This window comes from Klebsiella sp. CN_Kp100 (assembly GCF_040065315.1).
In the GTDB taxonomy this organism is placed as follows: Bacteria; Pseudomonadota; Gammaproteobacteria; order Enterobacterales; family Enterobacteriaceae; genus Klebsiella; species Klebsiella oxytoca.
The window spans coordinates 192,813-208,915 of sequence record NZ_JBEAIJ010000004.1 but is presented as its reverse complement, the minus strand read 5'-3'; the positions used below and the strand labels follow the sequence as shown (position 1 = coordinate 208,915).

Below are 16,103 nucleotides of genomic sequence, written 5' to 3'. Positions count from 1 at the left end.
TGCGGCGCCCGCGCCTTATCCGGGCTACCTGCGCGCGCAGGATGCGGTATTTGTAGCCCCGGCCAGCATAGCGCGGCCGGGGATTGACGTGTTCACACAAGCCGTGTCATTTACTGGCTCCGCTGCTTCTCTACCGACAGCGGGCGATGAATCAGGGTCATCGGCACAGTGATCTTCACATCGGCATTTTCCCCCTGCAGCTTCTGCTGCATCAGATGAAACGCGTGCTGCGCCCAGGCGTCCTCATCCTGGCGCATCGACCACACCGCGTTCGGCAGAAATCCCAGCATCTGGTGTTCATCGAAGGTGCCGATGGGAATATCCGACGGAATAAAGCCGTAGGTTTCCCGCAGCGCGCTCAGCGTCCCTTCCAGAATGGGCAGGGAGGAGGCGATAAACGCCTTCGGCGGCTCGCGATGCTGACGGAGAAAATCGAGCATCAGCTGCTTGCCCTCTTCCTGGCGGTTATGGCTGGCGGACAATATCCACTCCTTCCCCGCGGGCAGCTCGCTCAGGTAGCCCTGCAGACGACGCTGGATCGACGGCTGCTGGGTATCTCCGGCGATAAAAAAAATCGGCGAGACGTCCACCGCCTGGGCCATCGCCTGCACCAGCTTTTTGCTGCCGTTATAGTTATCACTCACCACCAGCGACACGTCGCTCTCGCCAAAATCGCGGTCGAGCAGCACCAGCGGCCGCTTGCGCGCCACCTTCTGGTGATGCAGCTGCGTTTCCCGGGTAGAGGGCACCACGAAGAGCCCGTCAACGTTGCGCGCCAGCAGCCCTTCAACCAGACTGTTTTCATGCTCGCTGTCGCTGTAGGTGCAGGCAATCATTAGCTGATACCCCGCCTGACGGCAGCAGGCTTCGAGCTTTTCCGCCAGGGTGGAGAAAAACAGGTTGGATAAACGCGGGATCACCAGCCCTAAGGTCTCGGTTTTATTGAGCTTCAGGCTGCGGGCGATATGGTTAACGACCAGCCCGTTCTCGGCGATGTAATCATTAATACGCTGCTGCGTTTTGGCGCTGATGCGATACTGCTCAGCTTTGCCACCCAGCACCAGGCGCACGGTGGTAATCGAGATTTCCAGCGCCCTGGCGACTTGCTCAACGGTTTTGGCCATAAACTCATTTTCCATAACGAACAGAACGGCTTAATCATAAACTAATTCGAGTTAGCAATACATTAGCCGCGCTGTTATTTTGAACAAGGCGTCAGTTTTCTGCCGCCTCTGCCGCTCTCGATCGCGATCCTGCTACGCTGGCGATCGTTAAGATCCTTCTCCGCCCTCTCTGTCGACGTGTGTGCCGGGAGAGATTCTGGCCGTGCTATTTCACTTTACCGGTTTAACCTCGGTCACCCAGGTGGGGAGATCCCATGTCCCCCCGAGGCGAAGATAGCGGCACATCCCGGTGGTCGCTTCACGGCTTTTGCGGAACGTTGTGCCATCCCAGAGCCAGCTTGCCGTCCCCCAGCAATCGCCGAGCCCTCGCCCTTTCTGGCTCATAAAAATCTCGCCGTCACCATACTCAGAACCGGAGACGGTGATAAGCGTCGGATTGCCCTCAAGTTTGCTATCCACAACCCAATAGCCATATCCCTCGTTATAGGCCGCCCGCCAGCACAAGGCCGAAATCAGAGAATGGGCGTGATCCAGCGGCGTCAGGCTAATGGTTTCAGCCTTCTCACCCTCCTCAGGCTGGAGGCGATCGCACCAATCATCGTTCTTTAGCGTGGCCAGAAGCTTCGGCTTGAGCACCGCCAGCTCAGGCGCGGTTAACGCTCTCTCCTGCGCTTTCTCAGGCATGACCCGGTGAATAACCGGGGCGGGAATCGCTGCCCGGACGCTATTTTCCGGCCTGTCGCCTTTTTTGGTCAACGCCCCTGGCGTGCCGATTCGCCCCTGAACATCGTCCATTTTCAGCAGTACCGCGTAAGCGCCTTCGCCGGAAAGCACGAACGGCGCCTCCCCGCCTGTAAATTCGACCTTCCCGCTGCCTTTGATGGTGTTAACGATCGCCCGGGCCTGATTCTCCGACAGCGGCCAGCTCTCTTTTACGGGCTTCACATCGCCTGCCGGCTGGCCGTTGATCCACAGCGTCAGTTTGCCCGGCAGAACGTCGCCGTCGGTCACCTCCGCCAGCATCAGCTCTCCCGAGACGGCAGTGCCCGCTCCGGCCTGGCGGGTCAGCAGCACCGAACCTCCGCTTCCTTCTTCAGCGCTGTATCCCGCCGCCCGGCAGGTCAGCGTGTTATCACACACCACTTCCCAGTCTTTGTGGCTGAATGAAACGCCTGTTTCCGCCAGCGCAGGGAGACTAAGTATGGCCAGTGCCAGCACGCCTCTCCAGCGTTCCTTTTTCATAACTTCTCTCCTTAATCGGTCATTCGTGTAGTCTGAGTAAACCTCCTCGCAGAGAGAAGCGTTTTCCCCTGCCGCGACATTTTTTCGGACAACGACATGGATGCCGCACCGCTTTATGCTTCGCTGGACATATTCCCGCCCGTTCAGCCCGGCTGAAAATAGCGGGTTTGAGAGTCTGGTCACCTCATTCAACATCATTTCCAGAGTCACAAAATAACATCCGCCGTGATGTTAAATCATCTTGTGATATTCCGTGCGGCTGCGACCGGCTAACTCTTTTTACGCTCTCAATTCATCTTTGCGATTCATAGCTGAATTCCGCTCTGGTTATTCAGGGGCTTCTTTTATGCATCGGTTCATCTTTTCTTTGACGTCATCAATATTATGAAACTATGCCGAGTATTCAGCGTTCTGCCGTCGCTATTTTTTGCCGTCGCGTGCGCTGCCGCATCATCCGGCGAGGATCATTGTGAAGTGGGCTGCCCGACCGGCGGAAGCGCGCAGACGCTGGTTCGCGAAGCCTATACGCTCAATAACAACAGCCAGCGCAAATTCGCTAATTGGGTGGCGTATAAAATCACCAAAGCCAGCCTGGCCAGCGGGCGTTCGCGCAGCTGGAAGCGCGATCCGGATTTACCCGCTACGGATACCCTTGCCCCCGCGGCATACAAAGGTGCCAGCGCAGCATTGGCGGTCGATCGCGGGCATCAGGCGCCGCTCGCCGGGCTCGGCGCCAGCGCAGACTGGCAGGCGTTAAACTATCTTTCCAATATCACCCCGCAGGCCTCCAACCTGAATCAGGGGGCGTGGGCGCGGCTGGAGGATAAGGAGCGCGCCCTCGCCGAGCGCCGCGACGTGGCGGCGGTGTGGTCCGTTACCGGGCCGCTGTTCGAACGGCATATCGCCACCCTGCCCGCCGCGCCCGAGGTGGAGCTTCCCAGCGGCTACTGGAAGATTATTTTTATCGGCTCCAGTCCGGATAAGGGCGAATACGCGGCGTTTTTGCTGGATCAGGCGACGCCCAAAAGCGCCAGTTTTTGTGATTATCAAGTGACGGTGGAGGAGATTGAGCGGCGGACTCATCCGGCGCTCTCGTTCTGGTCTGCCCTGCCGGCAGGCATCGCCCGCCGCCTGAAGTCCCGGAAGGGTACGCTGGCAAAAGAGATGGGGTGCCCGTAATTGGGCATGGGCATCCTGTTGCGCGCATTATCTCGCTTTTATTTTTTGAATCTGCTTTGCGGTTATTTCAGCAATATCAGGAAAGTCATTTTCAACAGGCGCTAATTAATAGCATCACGTATTCTGTTAATTCTTAATTTGCGGTTAAAGGCGTTTATTATGTCCGATTAAAGTCTGGACTTTATTTTTATTACTGGTTAGGTTTACAGGTGTTATTTAGCGCGGTGCGAATGTGCGCCAACACACCCGCACCGCTGATCACAATTACTATTTACCAGGAATAGCAACCATGACTAATGCTGATTGTATTGTAGATTCGTTTGATCCAGAAGTGTCGCCGAAAAATAAGCGTCAGTTGACGGTGAGTTATGTGAGACGTTTGCCAGATCGTCGTCTTGTTCCGGCGCTGATCATGAAGGGCGAGTGGCTGGCGGCGGCAGGGTTTTCGACCGGCACCCGGGTGGAGGTGCGGGTGATGGAGGGCTGTATTGTGCTGACGGCGGTTGAGCCGGAACCGGAGCTGGAAGCCGCGATGCGCAGGGTGGAGAAGCTGTCGGCCAGGAAGCAGAAGCAGGTCAGAGAGTTTATCGGGGTGATTGGGGGACGAGGTTGAGGGGTCAGAATTGCGGTGACAGACAGGATTTTAATGCCATGCTCTATATCGCCACTCCGGACCTGTACTCATCCATCAAATCCGTACAACGTTCCTTTTAGATAACGGATAAATACCTGTTAATACGACTGAATGAGGAAACCATCATGGAAACTTACCGATTACATCGCGGCAGGCTTAACGACCATATCCAGCTTGTGGTAAATGATTTCGAGGCCAGCAAAGCGTTTTATACAGCCGTGCTGGCGGTCCTTGAGATCCCTGTCGTGAATACCTACGACGATTATTTTTGGGCTGATGAGCTTGTTGTTTCATCCATTAATAGCCCCGGTTCCGCAGGTAAGCCGACAGGACGGCATCACCTGGCTTTCCAGGCCAGGGATCGTGAGACGGTGAATGCTTTTTACCAGGCAGCGCTGGCACACGGCGGCAGTGATAACGGCGCACCCGGTGAGCGAACTTATCACCCGGGATACTACGCGGCGTTTGTACGCGATCCCGATGGTAACAACATCGAAGCGGTTTACCATGGCGAGGGGGAACGCAGTGCGGCATCGGTGGAGATTGGCTTCAGTCTTTAAGCATAACGGTCTCCGGGCAGGGGCCGTATTGGACGGATGGCATTAAGTCAGACCAGAAGTCAGCCCAGGAATTAGCCATATCGAAGCCCTCATAATAATGAGGGCTACATAAAATAAAGTTGGTGCTGTAAATTCATTACGTATTCATTTTATAGAGGAATAACGATGGGAGCCATTAACGAAGGAGGAAGCGCGGGTGGAAAGTGGGGAGCGTGCTGTGCTAGCCGCATCGGAGCCAGAAGAACAGAGGCCTCAACAGGAGGTTTTCAAATGATGAAATGCAGATACAAAAAAGTATTTTAGTGGACTGATTGGGGGATTTGGTGCGAAGGCCGGACTCGCCTTTACGTTTAATTTATTGAAAATTAATGTGTTGTGAGGTTCTAACTTAGGGATTTGCCCCCAAAATGGGACATAAAATTGAATACTGCGTGGAAGATCACAAAGTTGCTTTTCCCTCTGCCGCTGCTCCTACCATAACCCTAAATTGCCTCATCAGCCCACCACACCACACCACACCACACATGATGTGCTCAGTGCAGTTCTGAAGACACTATAACTTCGATATGCTAAAATTTAACCAAGAACTGAGGATGGGCAAATGACCCAAAAAATTACCGTTAGTGTCGCTAGTTATGTTCAACAGCTTGCAAATGATAACAACGTTACAGCTAACCGTGATGGCATGAGCCGCGTTGCTGTGGCCATTACCGCGCTTGCCGATGACTCTGTCGAGCTGGATAACGTTGAGCAATTATTGGTAAACCTTAAAAAGAAAGGTGTACTCAGTAAATCTGAAATTTTACAGCTTCAGGGACGTTACTTCCGCGAACAAAAGCACTTTCATAAAAAAGCTACTGCATGAGTTTTGATCCATTTGGCGATTTCGATACCGCAGGCTATCTTCAAAATGCCCTTCAGCTTAAGGAGCCTGAAGAGGTCAAACGGGCAGAACATTTTACCGTTTTCAAAGGCTCGCAGGATAGCCCCGTCATACGGTCTTCGAGGGGCCAAACTCTATCCGTATAGCTGTCGAATACAACCTTCTGTTGCCAACAAGCAACGTTTCCTATAAAAGCTAGGGAAGTCATAGCGCAAATTTCACCGTAATTTAAAGATAATTAGCCACGACGTAATTCAAGACAGTTTGCAAGTGTAATATTATTAATGCTTTTAACCTAACCCACTGGGAGAGCAGTGGGTTGGTAAATAGGAGTAGCTTACTTATCTAAATAGCCGCATAAATGTCTAGCAAGAGCTTTTGCTAACATAGGTGGAACGGCATTACCAATTTGTTGATATTGAGAATCCTTTACACCACAAAATATAAAACTATCAGGAAAAGTTTGTAATCGAGCAGCTTCGCGTATACTCAATGCACGATCAAGAGTCGGATGTATCCACATAGACTTTCTTACATTTACGACTGTTCCTGAAGGTTCATTATATTTCAACCTTAGATAAATTGTATTTTGTGTGCGAGAGCTATCTGAGTATGTCGTCTTAAGCTCAGAGGGTAAATCATGGAAATTGCAACCTTGCTGAATGACTTTAAACCGTTCTAATGCGTGAGACGTAGTATCAGTAGCAATATGGTTATAAAGCACCTTCGAATTACGAAGCTGTTGACCTAATTCGCTAATAGAATCTGGCTGCTTAGAAATAGGAATACCAATACTGCCTTCGCTAACTGTAGTTGCGACTTTGAGATTTTCTATATCTTTGATAGCATCTTCAACTGTTCTAAAACTATCCTCAGTAAAATCCCCCACGGGTAATGTAATATTTTCAGCAATTTCTTTCTTTACACCCATAATTACAAAGCGCATTCGTTTTTGCGGCACACCGAAATGTGTAGCTGACAAGACACCTTTTGTAATACTATAACCACTATCTTCGGAACCTAGTATTGACTCTATATAATCAACTACCGCCATAGATGTAACTTTTGCCACTAGTCCCTGTTTCGTTGTGTACTCTATAACATTTATTTTATTGTTGTGAATTTCCAAGGACTTAGCAAGCATTCGTTGAATCATGATTACAGGCTCAATTGTAATGCATAAATGTGTAGCTCTTTTGTCTTCCTTAGTATTATTAAAGTATTGAACGATTACTTTACCTGCTAGGTAATTATAATGAGTAATATGATCATTTATATCGTCCTTGATGATTAATTTTTCCGCAAGAGATAGTAAGTTTTTTTTATGTTTCTCTAGTGTGGCTTTTAGCTTATGTTCATTCTTGCGAGCTTTGTAAACAACATTCAGAGAAAAATAGTCTTTCTCAGCCCATAAATATTTTTTTATTTTAATTGGGTCATTAACTATATTAATAGAGTCTTCAAACAGGAATTGCTTGTCAAGAAGTTGGATTTCCGTATCTTCAGTTGATATATTGTACTTTTTAAGTATATGTTGATCATTCTCATCTACATAAAAACGGTGAACTTTGGATTGAAGTAAACTAACATTCTCCATTACAAATGCTTTAGGAGTTAAATTAAGAACGGCCTGGACAAACTTTTTGACAAGTGAGTTATTTTGACTGATCGCATGATTTTTTTGGCGGTTAGCACTTGAGAATCCTTGGCAAGGTGGTCCACCAATAACAACATCAATCTGTCCAAGTTCTGCTCTGATTGACTCAGAGAGTGCATTTTCCACGTCGCTATACATAGCCACATGCTCGCCGTGATTTCGTTGATATGTCTGCCGAGCATTAGGATTCAATTCAAAAGCTGCTTTGATCGAAAATCTTTCCGTTTGAAGGAAGCCGTAGCTGAGCCCACCGGCACCAGCGAACAAATCTACTATACTATATTTCGATTTTAACTTAACTTGTTCGCTCATTTTTGAGTCCATCTATTCCTGATATCTCTAACACTTTAAGATCGAAGTGTTTTATATGTTAAAAATATTGTTTTTTAACCAGCACCACCTGAATCTATAAAAAACATCATAGTGTGCAAGACGGCATTGATGTGTAAAATTTTTTAAAACACATAGTGCCGCCTTATTATCACACTTTTCCCCTTTTTTTTCAATGGTGTTAGCATTAAAAAAATGCTTTATGCCATTGTCAGGACGAGCCTGACAATCAATCTTCAAATGAATGCTTTATCATTTGCTGTCAAGAAATTTTCTATCGAATCAGGTAAAATATAGGAAATATTTTTGACGCTATTCCAGCATTCTTCGCGTTTACACCATTGAGTTACATTCTCCACACTTCGTGTGCTGTCTGTAATTTTAAAATAGACTTTTTCTGATAAATCAATTAATGTTTGCTGTACGGTGTTAGGTACCGCCTGTCGACTCCAAATTGAAATTAAATCTAAATCTTTATTGTTGAATTGTTTTTTTATCAACATGCGCATAAAGGCAATGGTATAAGTAATAATGTTTGCGCGATATCCCTGTAAATACCATGTTTGATTTGGGATCATTTTTTCCATATACTTATAAATTAAAAGTAAGGCGACAGTTTCCTGAAAATACTTATCACTAAATTTATCGACATCTCCTTTATTCCACTCTTTAGTCGTTTTCTCTGCAAAGTCTATAAAGTTAGTTTGGGCTCCACGGCTAACAATATGTGGAAACCCATCCCAAGTATTTCTTACTTTAGCTAGATCAGTTTTAGTAATTAGCTGATTTTTGGGGTTTTGCAGAAGGAATTTTTTCTTCTCAGCCCGAGTTAAGCGCATTTGTTTTTGAAGATACTGTCCTCGCGCTCGTTCATAGAACCATTTGGTGTCGAATTGTGAACCATTAATGGCTCTAGCATAGAGTTTTTGGGAAAAATGCTCCATTTGTACATGAAACGGATGGGTTGAAAAGAAATCAGCATCACTTACTTTATTTTGACTATTAGATGAACGGGATATATCTTGTATTAATTTTATCGCCTCCTCATCAGCAATCTTTTCAATAACAGTAAGTTTCATTTGCACGAACACCTCGTTCAGATTGCATTTATCTTTATACCGCGCATTGGATAATGATGCTGTCGTTTGCCCTCCATTTATTATTTGAAAATCTTTTGCTGCTATAAGACGTTGCCCTTCAGAAGTTGACTCAATCTGCACATTCATCGCTGTTGCTGAGATACCATTATTATAAGCAAAAAATCTTTCAGGGAAATCGATAATAGTTGTTCGAATTTTCTTGTTTACCGCAACTTTGGTTGAAAGGAATGAACGTACATTACCTTCCAACAATAAACTACCATACTTATCATAAATATCTGCCAATACCGTCCCTGGAATAATACAAAGAAAACTTCTGAAGTCTTTTGTTATTGTTTCGCTAGCATTTAGACAAGAAATTCCATTGGAAGTGTACTCTTTAAAGTCAATTTCTACGGCATTCCGTCCAATATCCGAACTACAAATATTAAACAGCCGTTCAATACTCCATATTTGGCATTCTGTAGGTATTTCATCAATATCCTCAGATTCGAGTTTTATTACATCAGAAGGGATAATTGATGAAGTAAATATATGAAAACTATATTTTCGCAGTTCTAACTCCTTCTCCTTCATCAAATCCACTAAATCCCAGCATGGTCTACTCATTTCGATACGTTGATGTAGAGAGTTATTACGCGCCTCATATGTAAAATTTACCAATCGCTTTTGTATTTTTTTTGCTTTTATTTTTGATAAATACGCTTCACTTGTGGAACCATCATAGTCAGCAATAACAAGATGCATAGTTTTATCAAATTCATCATATGAATAACCATCAACTCGAATTTTTTTATTATATTTTCCAGTCCCTTCAAAATAAGATGACGTAAAATCCGATAAAAATTCAATATCTTGTAAGCGACGGGAAAATGCAGAAACAAAAGATGCACAGGATCCTTCACCTGTTGCAGTAGCGTTAATTTTCACTTCTTCCAAAAAGTCTTTTCTAAATTCCTGTGCATCCATTTATTTTAACCTTTCAACCATTTAGACATTGCAGGTAAACTCAATTCATAACTTAAAGATAGTACTTCTATAGGCACTGAATTGGAGGTTAGTCGTGGAAATAATGTGTCTACCTCATATCGTTGCATTCCCTGATAGTAGTACTTTTGTTCAGAGTATTCCTTAATATCAATATATCCGTAACTCGTTAATTTATGTTGAAAAAGTTCCAGAGTGTCTGAGTATGGTGAGAGCTTACTACATATTCTACAAACCATCTCGTTTAGTGAAATTGATCCTTCTCTTTCTGGCGCTACTTTGTCAATACGTACAACCACGAGCTCTCCTGCCAGTGTACAATCAAGCTGCTCCAGTGAAGAAATAGTTACACTAGCTGCAGAAATGCCTATACTCTTTACTTCATACCATCCTTCAGAATACATAAAATCCTGATCTGCACCTTCCGCCCCAACCCAACCTTGTACTGCATTCTGCACCGAGCAGCCATAACTCATGTATTCTTCTAAAAAAAGCAATTCACCTAATAAACCCTTACACTTATTTTCATCCATTAATCCATTTTTTTGCAATTCAAGCAATCGGCTCCACTGCCTGTAACGCTTAATGACAAATGTCAATGCTTCTTTTTCATCTGAAGCTGTACGAGAGAATTCGATGATGTCACAACAAAAGATCGCGAAAACATCTTGTTCTGCATTTCGCATTAATTCGAATGTTAAAGTCCAACGATTATCTATTTCTCTTTGACGACGACTTACAATCATTGATTTAGATGATTCGATAGCATTAATTTCTGCGTTACAAACCAGTAATAGTGTTCTTTGATTAGCCGATTGATACCCAATATGCCATTCGAGAGGATGTTGTGTATCAATTTGTAAGAAACCACCATCCTTATATATAATATTATCCCATTGATTAAGAAGAGTTTCTGGCGTAGTTTTCATTCGTCTTCATCCTCGTCAAAGTCATAAAAGCTACGAAATTCAACGATGTTAACCATATATCTTGCTGTTTTCTCTTCACCATTAGAAGGAATACCAATACCTAAAGCAAAAATATGTTCTGGAACATTAACATCAGCTTCTATTTGACTGCGAAGATTACCATTGTTATCTTTTGCATTCTTATCAACTGAAATAACATGTAATATTAAAATTGGCTTTCTTTGAATCTCAAGATATGCTTTATCTGGAATGTGACGAGCATTCGGTTTGATTTTTCTGAAATTATTTTCTGCAATCTCCTTTTCACTGTCACTCAAACCAATTTTAGCAGCCCCTCCAGCACCGACCCGTACTTTTGTACCACTGATACTTATTTGGGTGCTCGTTGCTTTTACTGCACGAGACTCAGGTTTTATTTCTAAGACCTCATCACCACAGCTAAGTTTGTAAAATTCATCACCACTACCCTCAGCAATAAAAACATCCCAATTGCCAATATTTTCATTATCTCTAATAAAATCTGCTATAGCAACACCTTGGAAATTAAGCTGCCATGGATGTGTCTTAAATTCACGAAGTAATAATTCAATTTCATCCTTGCTTACATCCGACCAAAAGAATCGGGCATCATCACGCGGTATTCTTTTACCTATTTCAGGCAGTTGACTAATAAAATCTTTAAATACTTTTTCATTTAATTTTAAAGACATTTGATCAGATTTGAGGCGGGGAGTTTCCAGTAATCGTCCTGAGATAGTAATTGGTCGACTAACAGGTGTTGCAGATCTCATCTTATTTCTTGCGGTGACAATTAAAGAGGCGGGGTCCTGACGTACCTTTAAGCCAAAATCCATAGGCGTAAGATTTGCATATTTCATTCGGGCTATTTCCAGCTTCAATTCTTCAGCCGCAGCTGTTATATATCCATACCAATCAATAGCTTCTTTGCTTATCCATATTTTAAACAAATCATCATAGTCGGGACGATAGCCAAACCATCTTCCCATTTGGAGTAATGTATCATACATCTGTGAGCGACGATAAAAGTAACTTACACACAATCCTTCTAATGTAAGACCTCGGGACAAACTATTTCCACCAACAGCAATAACCCTTAAACCATCATCTTTGTGGCTAAAATAATTTAATCCGGTAGCACCACTCTTTTGGTTAACAGCCCTTACATCGATTGGAGCTACAGCTTTAAAAAGATACTCAGAGAGAAAGTGATGCCACGTTATTGGAAGAGTTCCCTTGCTCGCTTTCTCTGAAAGACCGTATTTCTCCCATATTTTCTTGAGATAATTTATCCCATTAATTTGACTACTTTTTTCTTCGGATAGACTTGCATAATTTTGCAAATCGGAACGTATTTGCAATACCCATGTAGTTACTAAATCACGAATCTGATTTTGAATATCAGTGAATCGACTGACATGAATCATCATTGTACGATGTTTCCGAATATCCCCTCTAATATCACGAATTCCATTGATTAATAAAAAGTATGCTATTGACTCTTTCATGCTGGGAGGCAACTCTGTCACAACATGCCACTTTTTATGACTGAATGGAAGAAAAGCATCCATTTCTATAGAATCTATAGGATTAAGCACATCCTTGTATTGGGCAGGTATCTCTTCTTCATCCCCAAATATTTCTTTTGCCCCAATATAGTTTGTTGGCGGAGAAAGAGCATAAATAAAGTCACGAGGAAATAAATCATCCCCAGCCATTTCATCTTCATCTTCCGGATCAATGAATATATTCGCATATGGAGTTGCTGTAATGCCAAGATATGAGGCTTGATGGAATAGCTTAAGTAACTTACGAATAGATTTATTGATAGCTGTTGGATCTTTTTCTGGAACATTAGTGTTTACTGACGCGTTATCAGCTTCATCGTCAATAAGAAGAAGTGATTTTTTTATAACACTCCCGTTATCAGTATTATTCGTTTGTAGCCAACGAATTAAATTATTCAATATGTTTTTGTTTTTCTTTATTACAAAAACAACTGTCGCACTTACGTTATCTAATGAAAGACTAAGCTGGCTTAAGATATTTTTATCAAAATCTTTTATAACTGATGTAAAGGATTCGATTCTTTTATCCAGTCCGTATCTACCAACACCAACACCAACTGAGTAATTCTTGGCATCACGTTTTGGGTCTAAGAGATACTCGCTCTTTCTTCCTGAAAACTCAGCATCTAAACGCTCTTGAGTTTGCTGACGCAAATTTTCCATTGTACCGGCAAGGACAATGATTACATTATATCCAGTATCAGCGGCTTTGTTACATATTGCAGTATAGTTTGCTGTTTTTCCTGATTGTACATCACCTAGTACCAACCCTCTGCGCTGAAAGGGCATTTCGCTTTTGGGATTACCAAGCAAGTCAACAATTTCATCCGATACACGTTCCAGATTGCCTGTTACACGTGGATTCCAGCCTTTAACTTCTTCTAGGTATCTTTTATATCTTTGCCAGAAAAAGAAATCTAACTCAGCGCGTCTTGCTGGAAGCCATGACTGATGAGGCTTTTTGTTATCCAAAATCGCTACACCAACATCCATTTGTATAACAATTTTTGCCTTCAGCCTACGTTTTATCGCTTCAAATTCAAGATCACTTACATTAAATACATTCTGAAGAGACTGCCTCAATTCTAAAGCTTTTTCTTCGAACTCAGATTCAGTTGGCGGCTCTTCCGGGAAACCTCTATTGATGCTGGTGGAAATGATTCCTTCTAGCTGTTCCATATTAGTTGTTGTCATGAATAATTTTCCTTCTGTAATGTTCAATCAGGTCTGGGTAGTCCATAAATGGTTCTGTAATTTCAAGAGTATTAAGCAGGTCAATTTTATCTTTACTAATGGAGTTTTCTCCTAAAAGCTCATGAAAAATACGTTCTGCTTCATGTTTATTAATACTGGTGTCGTTTTCTATCATTTTTTCAGATGTCAAATCTAGATATAGCTGATTTAGCGGTATTCCGAACTCTATTGATTTAAGTAAGCTTTCGACCATATTTCTTATATTTTGCGTCGTGTCTGAGAATGCCTCTACCAGAGGGTGCTCACGATTTATATTATAGTAACACCCTCCATTTTTTCCTTTGAATCGTTGCCAAATATGTATGACTGAATCTTGGGTTTCTCTTTTCCCACGAAATACCCATGTATTCTTACTTTTGTCTGCTAGACTTTCTACAATTGATTTTAAATTATTTCGTACTATTTCCGGTGGAATAGCAGTAGATTTCTTGATATCTAGCGTCCAAAGGCTATCTAGTTCGTTAGGGATATCAATCTGAATACGGGCTAGCTTAGAAAGTTCCCCCTGCCGCATCATACGAAACCATGTTCCCCATATTAATAATCTTTTATTTCTATAGATATAAAAGCCTTGTCTTTTCCTTAGACCTTCTTTACCTCCTAGAGAACCAATCTCTTCTTTAGACAAGTCTGAAATATGCGGTAATATATATGGTCGAACAATGATTTTTGAGTTTTTAATATATATTGATTCATCGGACATTATTTGCGTGTTTCGATGGGAAAGAAAAGGATCTACCGGTTCGACAGATGTGTTATTCATCCTTATATTTAATCGCCTTATTCCGGATTCCCCATTGATATAACGATGAAAAACTAGTGATAGATGCTTCCTCATTTCATCCATCTTTTTACCCATTGATTGTTCTAAATCGATCTCACCAGTTTTGAGCCTATCAAGATTTTGCCATACAACAAGAGTGCCAGATTTTATTTTTTTTAGATTATCAATATGAGGGATTTGATCTATTTCCTCTGATTCTAGCACTAATAGTGACCAATCTTGTGTTTTAATCACATGGTCAATATCCCATCGTCTTGCTTCAATGCAATCTCGTTGCTTACTAACTACCGTTAGGGTTCGACATTGAGATAATGAGGCTGTCTTCAGACCAAGCCCAAAGCGTCCTAAATCATTTTCAGTGCGTTTTTCATTCGGATTTTGGCTACCATAGCGCATCGCATTATCAATCTCATCTGCAGCCATTCCGCATCCATCATCCATAATTGCAATGTATGAATTGCCAATGGGGAAGAAGAAAATATCAGTGTACGAAGCTTGTGCTGAAATACTGTTGTCGATAATGTCGGCGATCGCAGCTTCTAATGTATAGCCAATAGCACGTGTTGATTCTATCAGTGTTGGTGCGTATGGCGGCAATGATATACTCTTCATGGCAAGCTCTTTATATCAGATTGAAAGCTCTTATCTTTTCTGATGAAAAATCAATTTGCAAATAATAATGGTCATTTTCTGTTAAGTAATGCGTATTTTGAGATTTATGTTGGATTTATGTAGCATTTTCGGGTCAGTCCAAATATCCTAGTTATCAGCAGTTCAAAAAATGACCAGATTCAACTACGTGGCACATGATATCTTTATGACTGAAACAGCAGAGTGTTAACGCTTGCGTTGCAAACTACAGAAGGTCATAAGCACTCACTGGGTAGCGCTCTTCTGAAAGGTCAGAAAACAGCGCTAATGAAGAATATCCTTAAATCTTAACTATCTCAATAAATTCTCCCGATGCCATTCCAAATAACAATGGGACTCAACAGAAAACGCCTTTATTTTCTCCGGTAACAAACACTGCTCTTTAACGCTAATATCCAATTCAGCACTAATTAATAAACACCCATCGTTCTCAAACGAAATCCACCCCTGATCGAATAAAATATCAATATGCGCAGCCAGTATAATTCCATTATAAGGATCAAGACGTTCATTCCCATTCTCGCAGGCAGCCCACGGTTTTATATGGCTGGCACGGAGTAATGGCGCAAACGTCGTTCCCGTTACAGGGCATGCCGGGTACAGCATGAGACAATTTTTTCGAAAGGTCCCCTGCCCCAGCCGCGCCGCAATCAACTGCTCGCGTACAGTATCTTCAATACTTTTATCCTGCTGAATAGCCAGACAATCACGTTGCGCCTGTTCATCTCCATCAGACGATATTAACGAAAGAACGTGCTGCTTAATTGCGCTATCAGAAAGCACACTCAATCGCTGATGAACACGCTGCGCTGAATGAGAAAGCGCAGCAGGAGCGCCCTGCTCGTCACGCCAGCCGACACGCACATCACTAAGCCAGGAATCAAAACGGTCACGACTATTTTTCAGACTATTGTGAAACTCGCTTGCGGTTTTACCCGCTCCAAAGCGAGGATAAAACAAGGCAAAAGCCTCTTTCCATTTCTGAACACCCAGTCCTACGGGTGGTTGAGATTTACCGTACTTCGACAAATACCACGCCACTTCAAGCAAATCGTCTTCCGAGCTATTCAATGTTACATCCTGTTTTTCCAGCGTAATTCATCACCAGATTATGTCTGAAAAGATCGTTAACTAAACTGATCAGGTTAGTTGTTTTAGCAAAAACATCTCACACCGGTTTTCACCATCAACAAGCACTACACG

At 43.2% G+C, this 16,103-nt stretch carries 12 protein-coding genes; 4 read left to right on the top strand and 8 right to left on the bottom strand.

Annotated elements, in window-relative coordinates; translation table 11 throughout:
- Window positions 1-110: 110 nt before the first annotated feature.
- A complete protein-coding gene (locus tag ABLV12_RS05000; RefSeq protein WP_348866869.1) occupies window positions 111-1,124 on the bottom strand; it encodes a LacI family DNA-binding transcriptional regulator in 1,014 nt (337 codons plus the stop codon).
- A 210-nt stretch (window positions 1,125-1,334) separates the two neighbouring features.
- Entirely contained in the window at window positions 1,335-2,366 is a 1,032-nt protein-coding gene (locus ABLV12_RS04995) for a DUF1176 domain-containing protein (protein WP_348866868.1), read from the bottom strand.
- A gap of 384 nt (window positions 2,367-2,750) precedes the next feature.
- Here ABLV12_RS04995 and ABLV12_RS04990 point away from each other — a divergent pair, with 384 nt between their 5' ends.
- The 4 genes from ABLV12_RS04990 to ABLV12_RS04975 all read left to right on the top strand — a co-directional run bounded on the left by ABLV12_RS04990 (window position 2,751) and on the right by ABLV12_RS04975 (window position 5,604).
- Complete coding sequence (locus ABLV12_RS04990; RefSeq protein ID WP_348866867.1) at window positions 2,751-3,545, top strand: DNA/RNA non-specific endonuclease; 795 nt, start codon at window positions 2,751-2,753, stop codon at window positions 3,543-3,545.
- Window positions 3,546-3,834: 289 nt separating this feature from the next.
- Entirely contained in the window at window positions 3,835-4,158 is a 324-nt protein-coding gene (gene symE, locus ABLV12_RS04985; protein WP_004133486.1) for an endoribonuclease SymE, read from the top strand.
- A gap of 146 nt (window positions 4,159-4,304) precedes the next feature.
- The gene (locus ABLV12_RS04980; protein ID WP_348866866.1) at window positions 4,305-4,739 is read left to right on the top strand and encodes a VOC family protein; all 435 of its coding nucleotides are present in this window, start codon (window positions 4,305-4,307) and stop codon (window positions 4,737-4,739) included.
- 601 nt (window positions 4,740-5,340) lie between these two features.
- Window positions 5,341-5,604 carry a hypothetical protein gene (locus tag ABLV12_RS04975; RefSeq protein ID WP_064151396.1) on the top strand — a complete coding sequence of 88 codons (264 nt, stop codon included), beginning with the start codon at window positions 5,341-5,343 and terminating at the stop codon, window positions 5,602-5,604.
- Between the two features lie 355 nt (window positions 5,605-5,959).
- Here the strand turns inward: ABLV12_RS04975 and ABLV12_RS04970 are convergent, their stop codons facing one another.
- The 6 genes from ABLV12_RS04970 to ABLV12_RS04945 all read right to left on the bottom strand — a co-directional run bounded on the left by ABLV12_RS04970 (window position 5,960) and on the right by ABLV12_RS04945 (window position 15,971).
- The gene (locus ABLV12_RS04970; RefSeq protein WP_348866865.1) at window positions 5,960-7,591 is read right to left on the bottom strand and encodes a DNA cytosine methyltransferase; all 1,632 of its coding nucleotides are present in this window, start codon (window positions 7,589-7,591) and stop codon (window positions 5,960-5,962) included.
- Window positions 7,592-7,845: 254 nt separating this feature from the next.
- Window positions 7,846-9,678, bottom strand: coding sequence for an AIPR family protein (locus ABLV12_RS04965; RefSeq protein WP_348866864.1), 1,833 nt, complete (start codon window positions 9,676-9,678; stop codon window positions 7,846-7,848).
- Window positions 9,679-9,683: 5 nt separating this feature from the next.
- Window positions 9,684-10,625, bottom strand: coding sequence for a PD-(D/E)XK motif protein (locus ABLV12_RS04960; protein WP_348866862.1), 942 nt, complete (start codon window positions 10,623-10,625; stop codon window positions 9,684-9,686).
- Entirely contained in the window at window positions 10,622-13,405 is a 2,784-nt protein-coding gene (locus tag ABLV12_RS04955; protein ID WP_049009501.1) for a Z1 domain-containing protein, read from the bottom strand. The genes ABLV12_RS04960 and ABLV12_RS04955 overlap by 4 nt, the downstream gene beginning before the upstream one ends.
- A complete protein-coding gene (locus ABLV12_RS04950) occupies window positions 13,392-14,861 on the bottom strand; it encodes an ATP-binding protein (RefSeq protein WP_047050508.1) in 1,470 nt (489 codons plus the stop codon). The genes ABLV12_RS04955 and ABLV12_RS04950 overlap by 14 nt, the downstream gene beginning before the upstream one ends.
- 330 nt (window positions 14,862-15,191) lie before the next feature.
- On the bottom strand, window positions 15,192-15,971 hold the full coding sequence (locus tag ABLV12_RS04945; protein WP_348866861.1) for an HNH endonuclease: 780 nt from the start codon (window positions 15,969-15,971) through the stop codon (window positions 15,192-15,194).
- Between the last annotated feature and the right edge of the window lie 132 nt (window positions 15,972-16,103).

What these genes read in the sequence shown, in the direction of transcription:
- ABLV12_RS04975 (WP_064151396.1), top strand. Translation starts at nt 5,341, where the DNA reads ATGACCCAAAAAATTACCGTTAGTGTCGCTAGTTATGTTCAACAGCTT.
- symE (WP_004133486.1), top strand. Translation starts at nt 3,835, where the DNA reads ATGACTAATGCTGATTGTATTGTAGATTCGTTTGATCCAGAAGTGTCG.
- ABLV12_RS04995 (WP_348866868.1), bottom strand. Translation starts at nt 2,366, where the DNA reads ATGAAAAAGGAACGCTGGAGAGGCGTGCTGGCACTGGCCATACTTAGT.
- ABLV12_RS04955 (WP_049009501.1), bottom strand. Translation starts at nt 13,405, where the DNA reads ATGACAACAACTAATATGGAACAGCTAGAAGGAATCATTTCCACCAGC.
- ABLV12_RS04965 (WP_348866864.1), bottom strand. Translation starts at nt 9,678, where the DNA reads ATGGATGCACAGGAATTTAGAAAAGACTTTTTGGAAGAAGTGAAAATT.
- ABLV12_RS04960 (WP_348866862.1), bottom strand. Translation starts at nt 10,625, where the DNA reads ATGAAAACTACGCCAGAAACTCTTCTTAATCAATGGGATAATATTATA.
- ABLV12_RS05000 (WP_348866869.1), bottom strand. Translation starts at nt 1,124, where the DNA reads ATGGCCAAAACCGTTGAGCAAGTCGCCAGGGCGCTGGAAATCTCGATT.
- ABLV12_RS04990 (WP_348866867.1), top strand. Translation starts at nt 2,751, where the DNA reads ATGAAACTATGCCGAGTATTCAGCGTTCTGCCGTCGCTATTTTTTGCC.
- ABLV12_RS04950 (WP_047050508.1), bottom strand. Translation starts at nt 14,861, where the DNA reads ATGAAGAGTATATCATTGCCGCCATACGCACCAACACTGATAGAATCA.
- ABLV12_RS04970 (WP_348866865.1), bottom strand. Translation starts at nt 7,591, where the DNA reads ATGAGCGAACAAGTTAAGTTAAAATCGAAATATAGTATAGTAGATTTG.
- ABLV12_RS04980 (WP_348866866.1), top strand. Translation starts at nt 4,305, where the DNA reads ATGGAAACTTACCGATTACATCGCGGCAGGCTTAACGACCATATCCAG.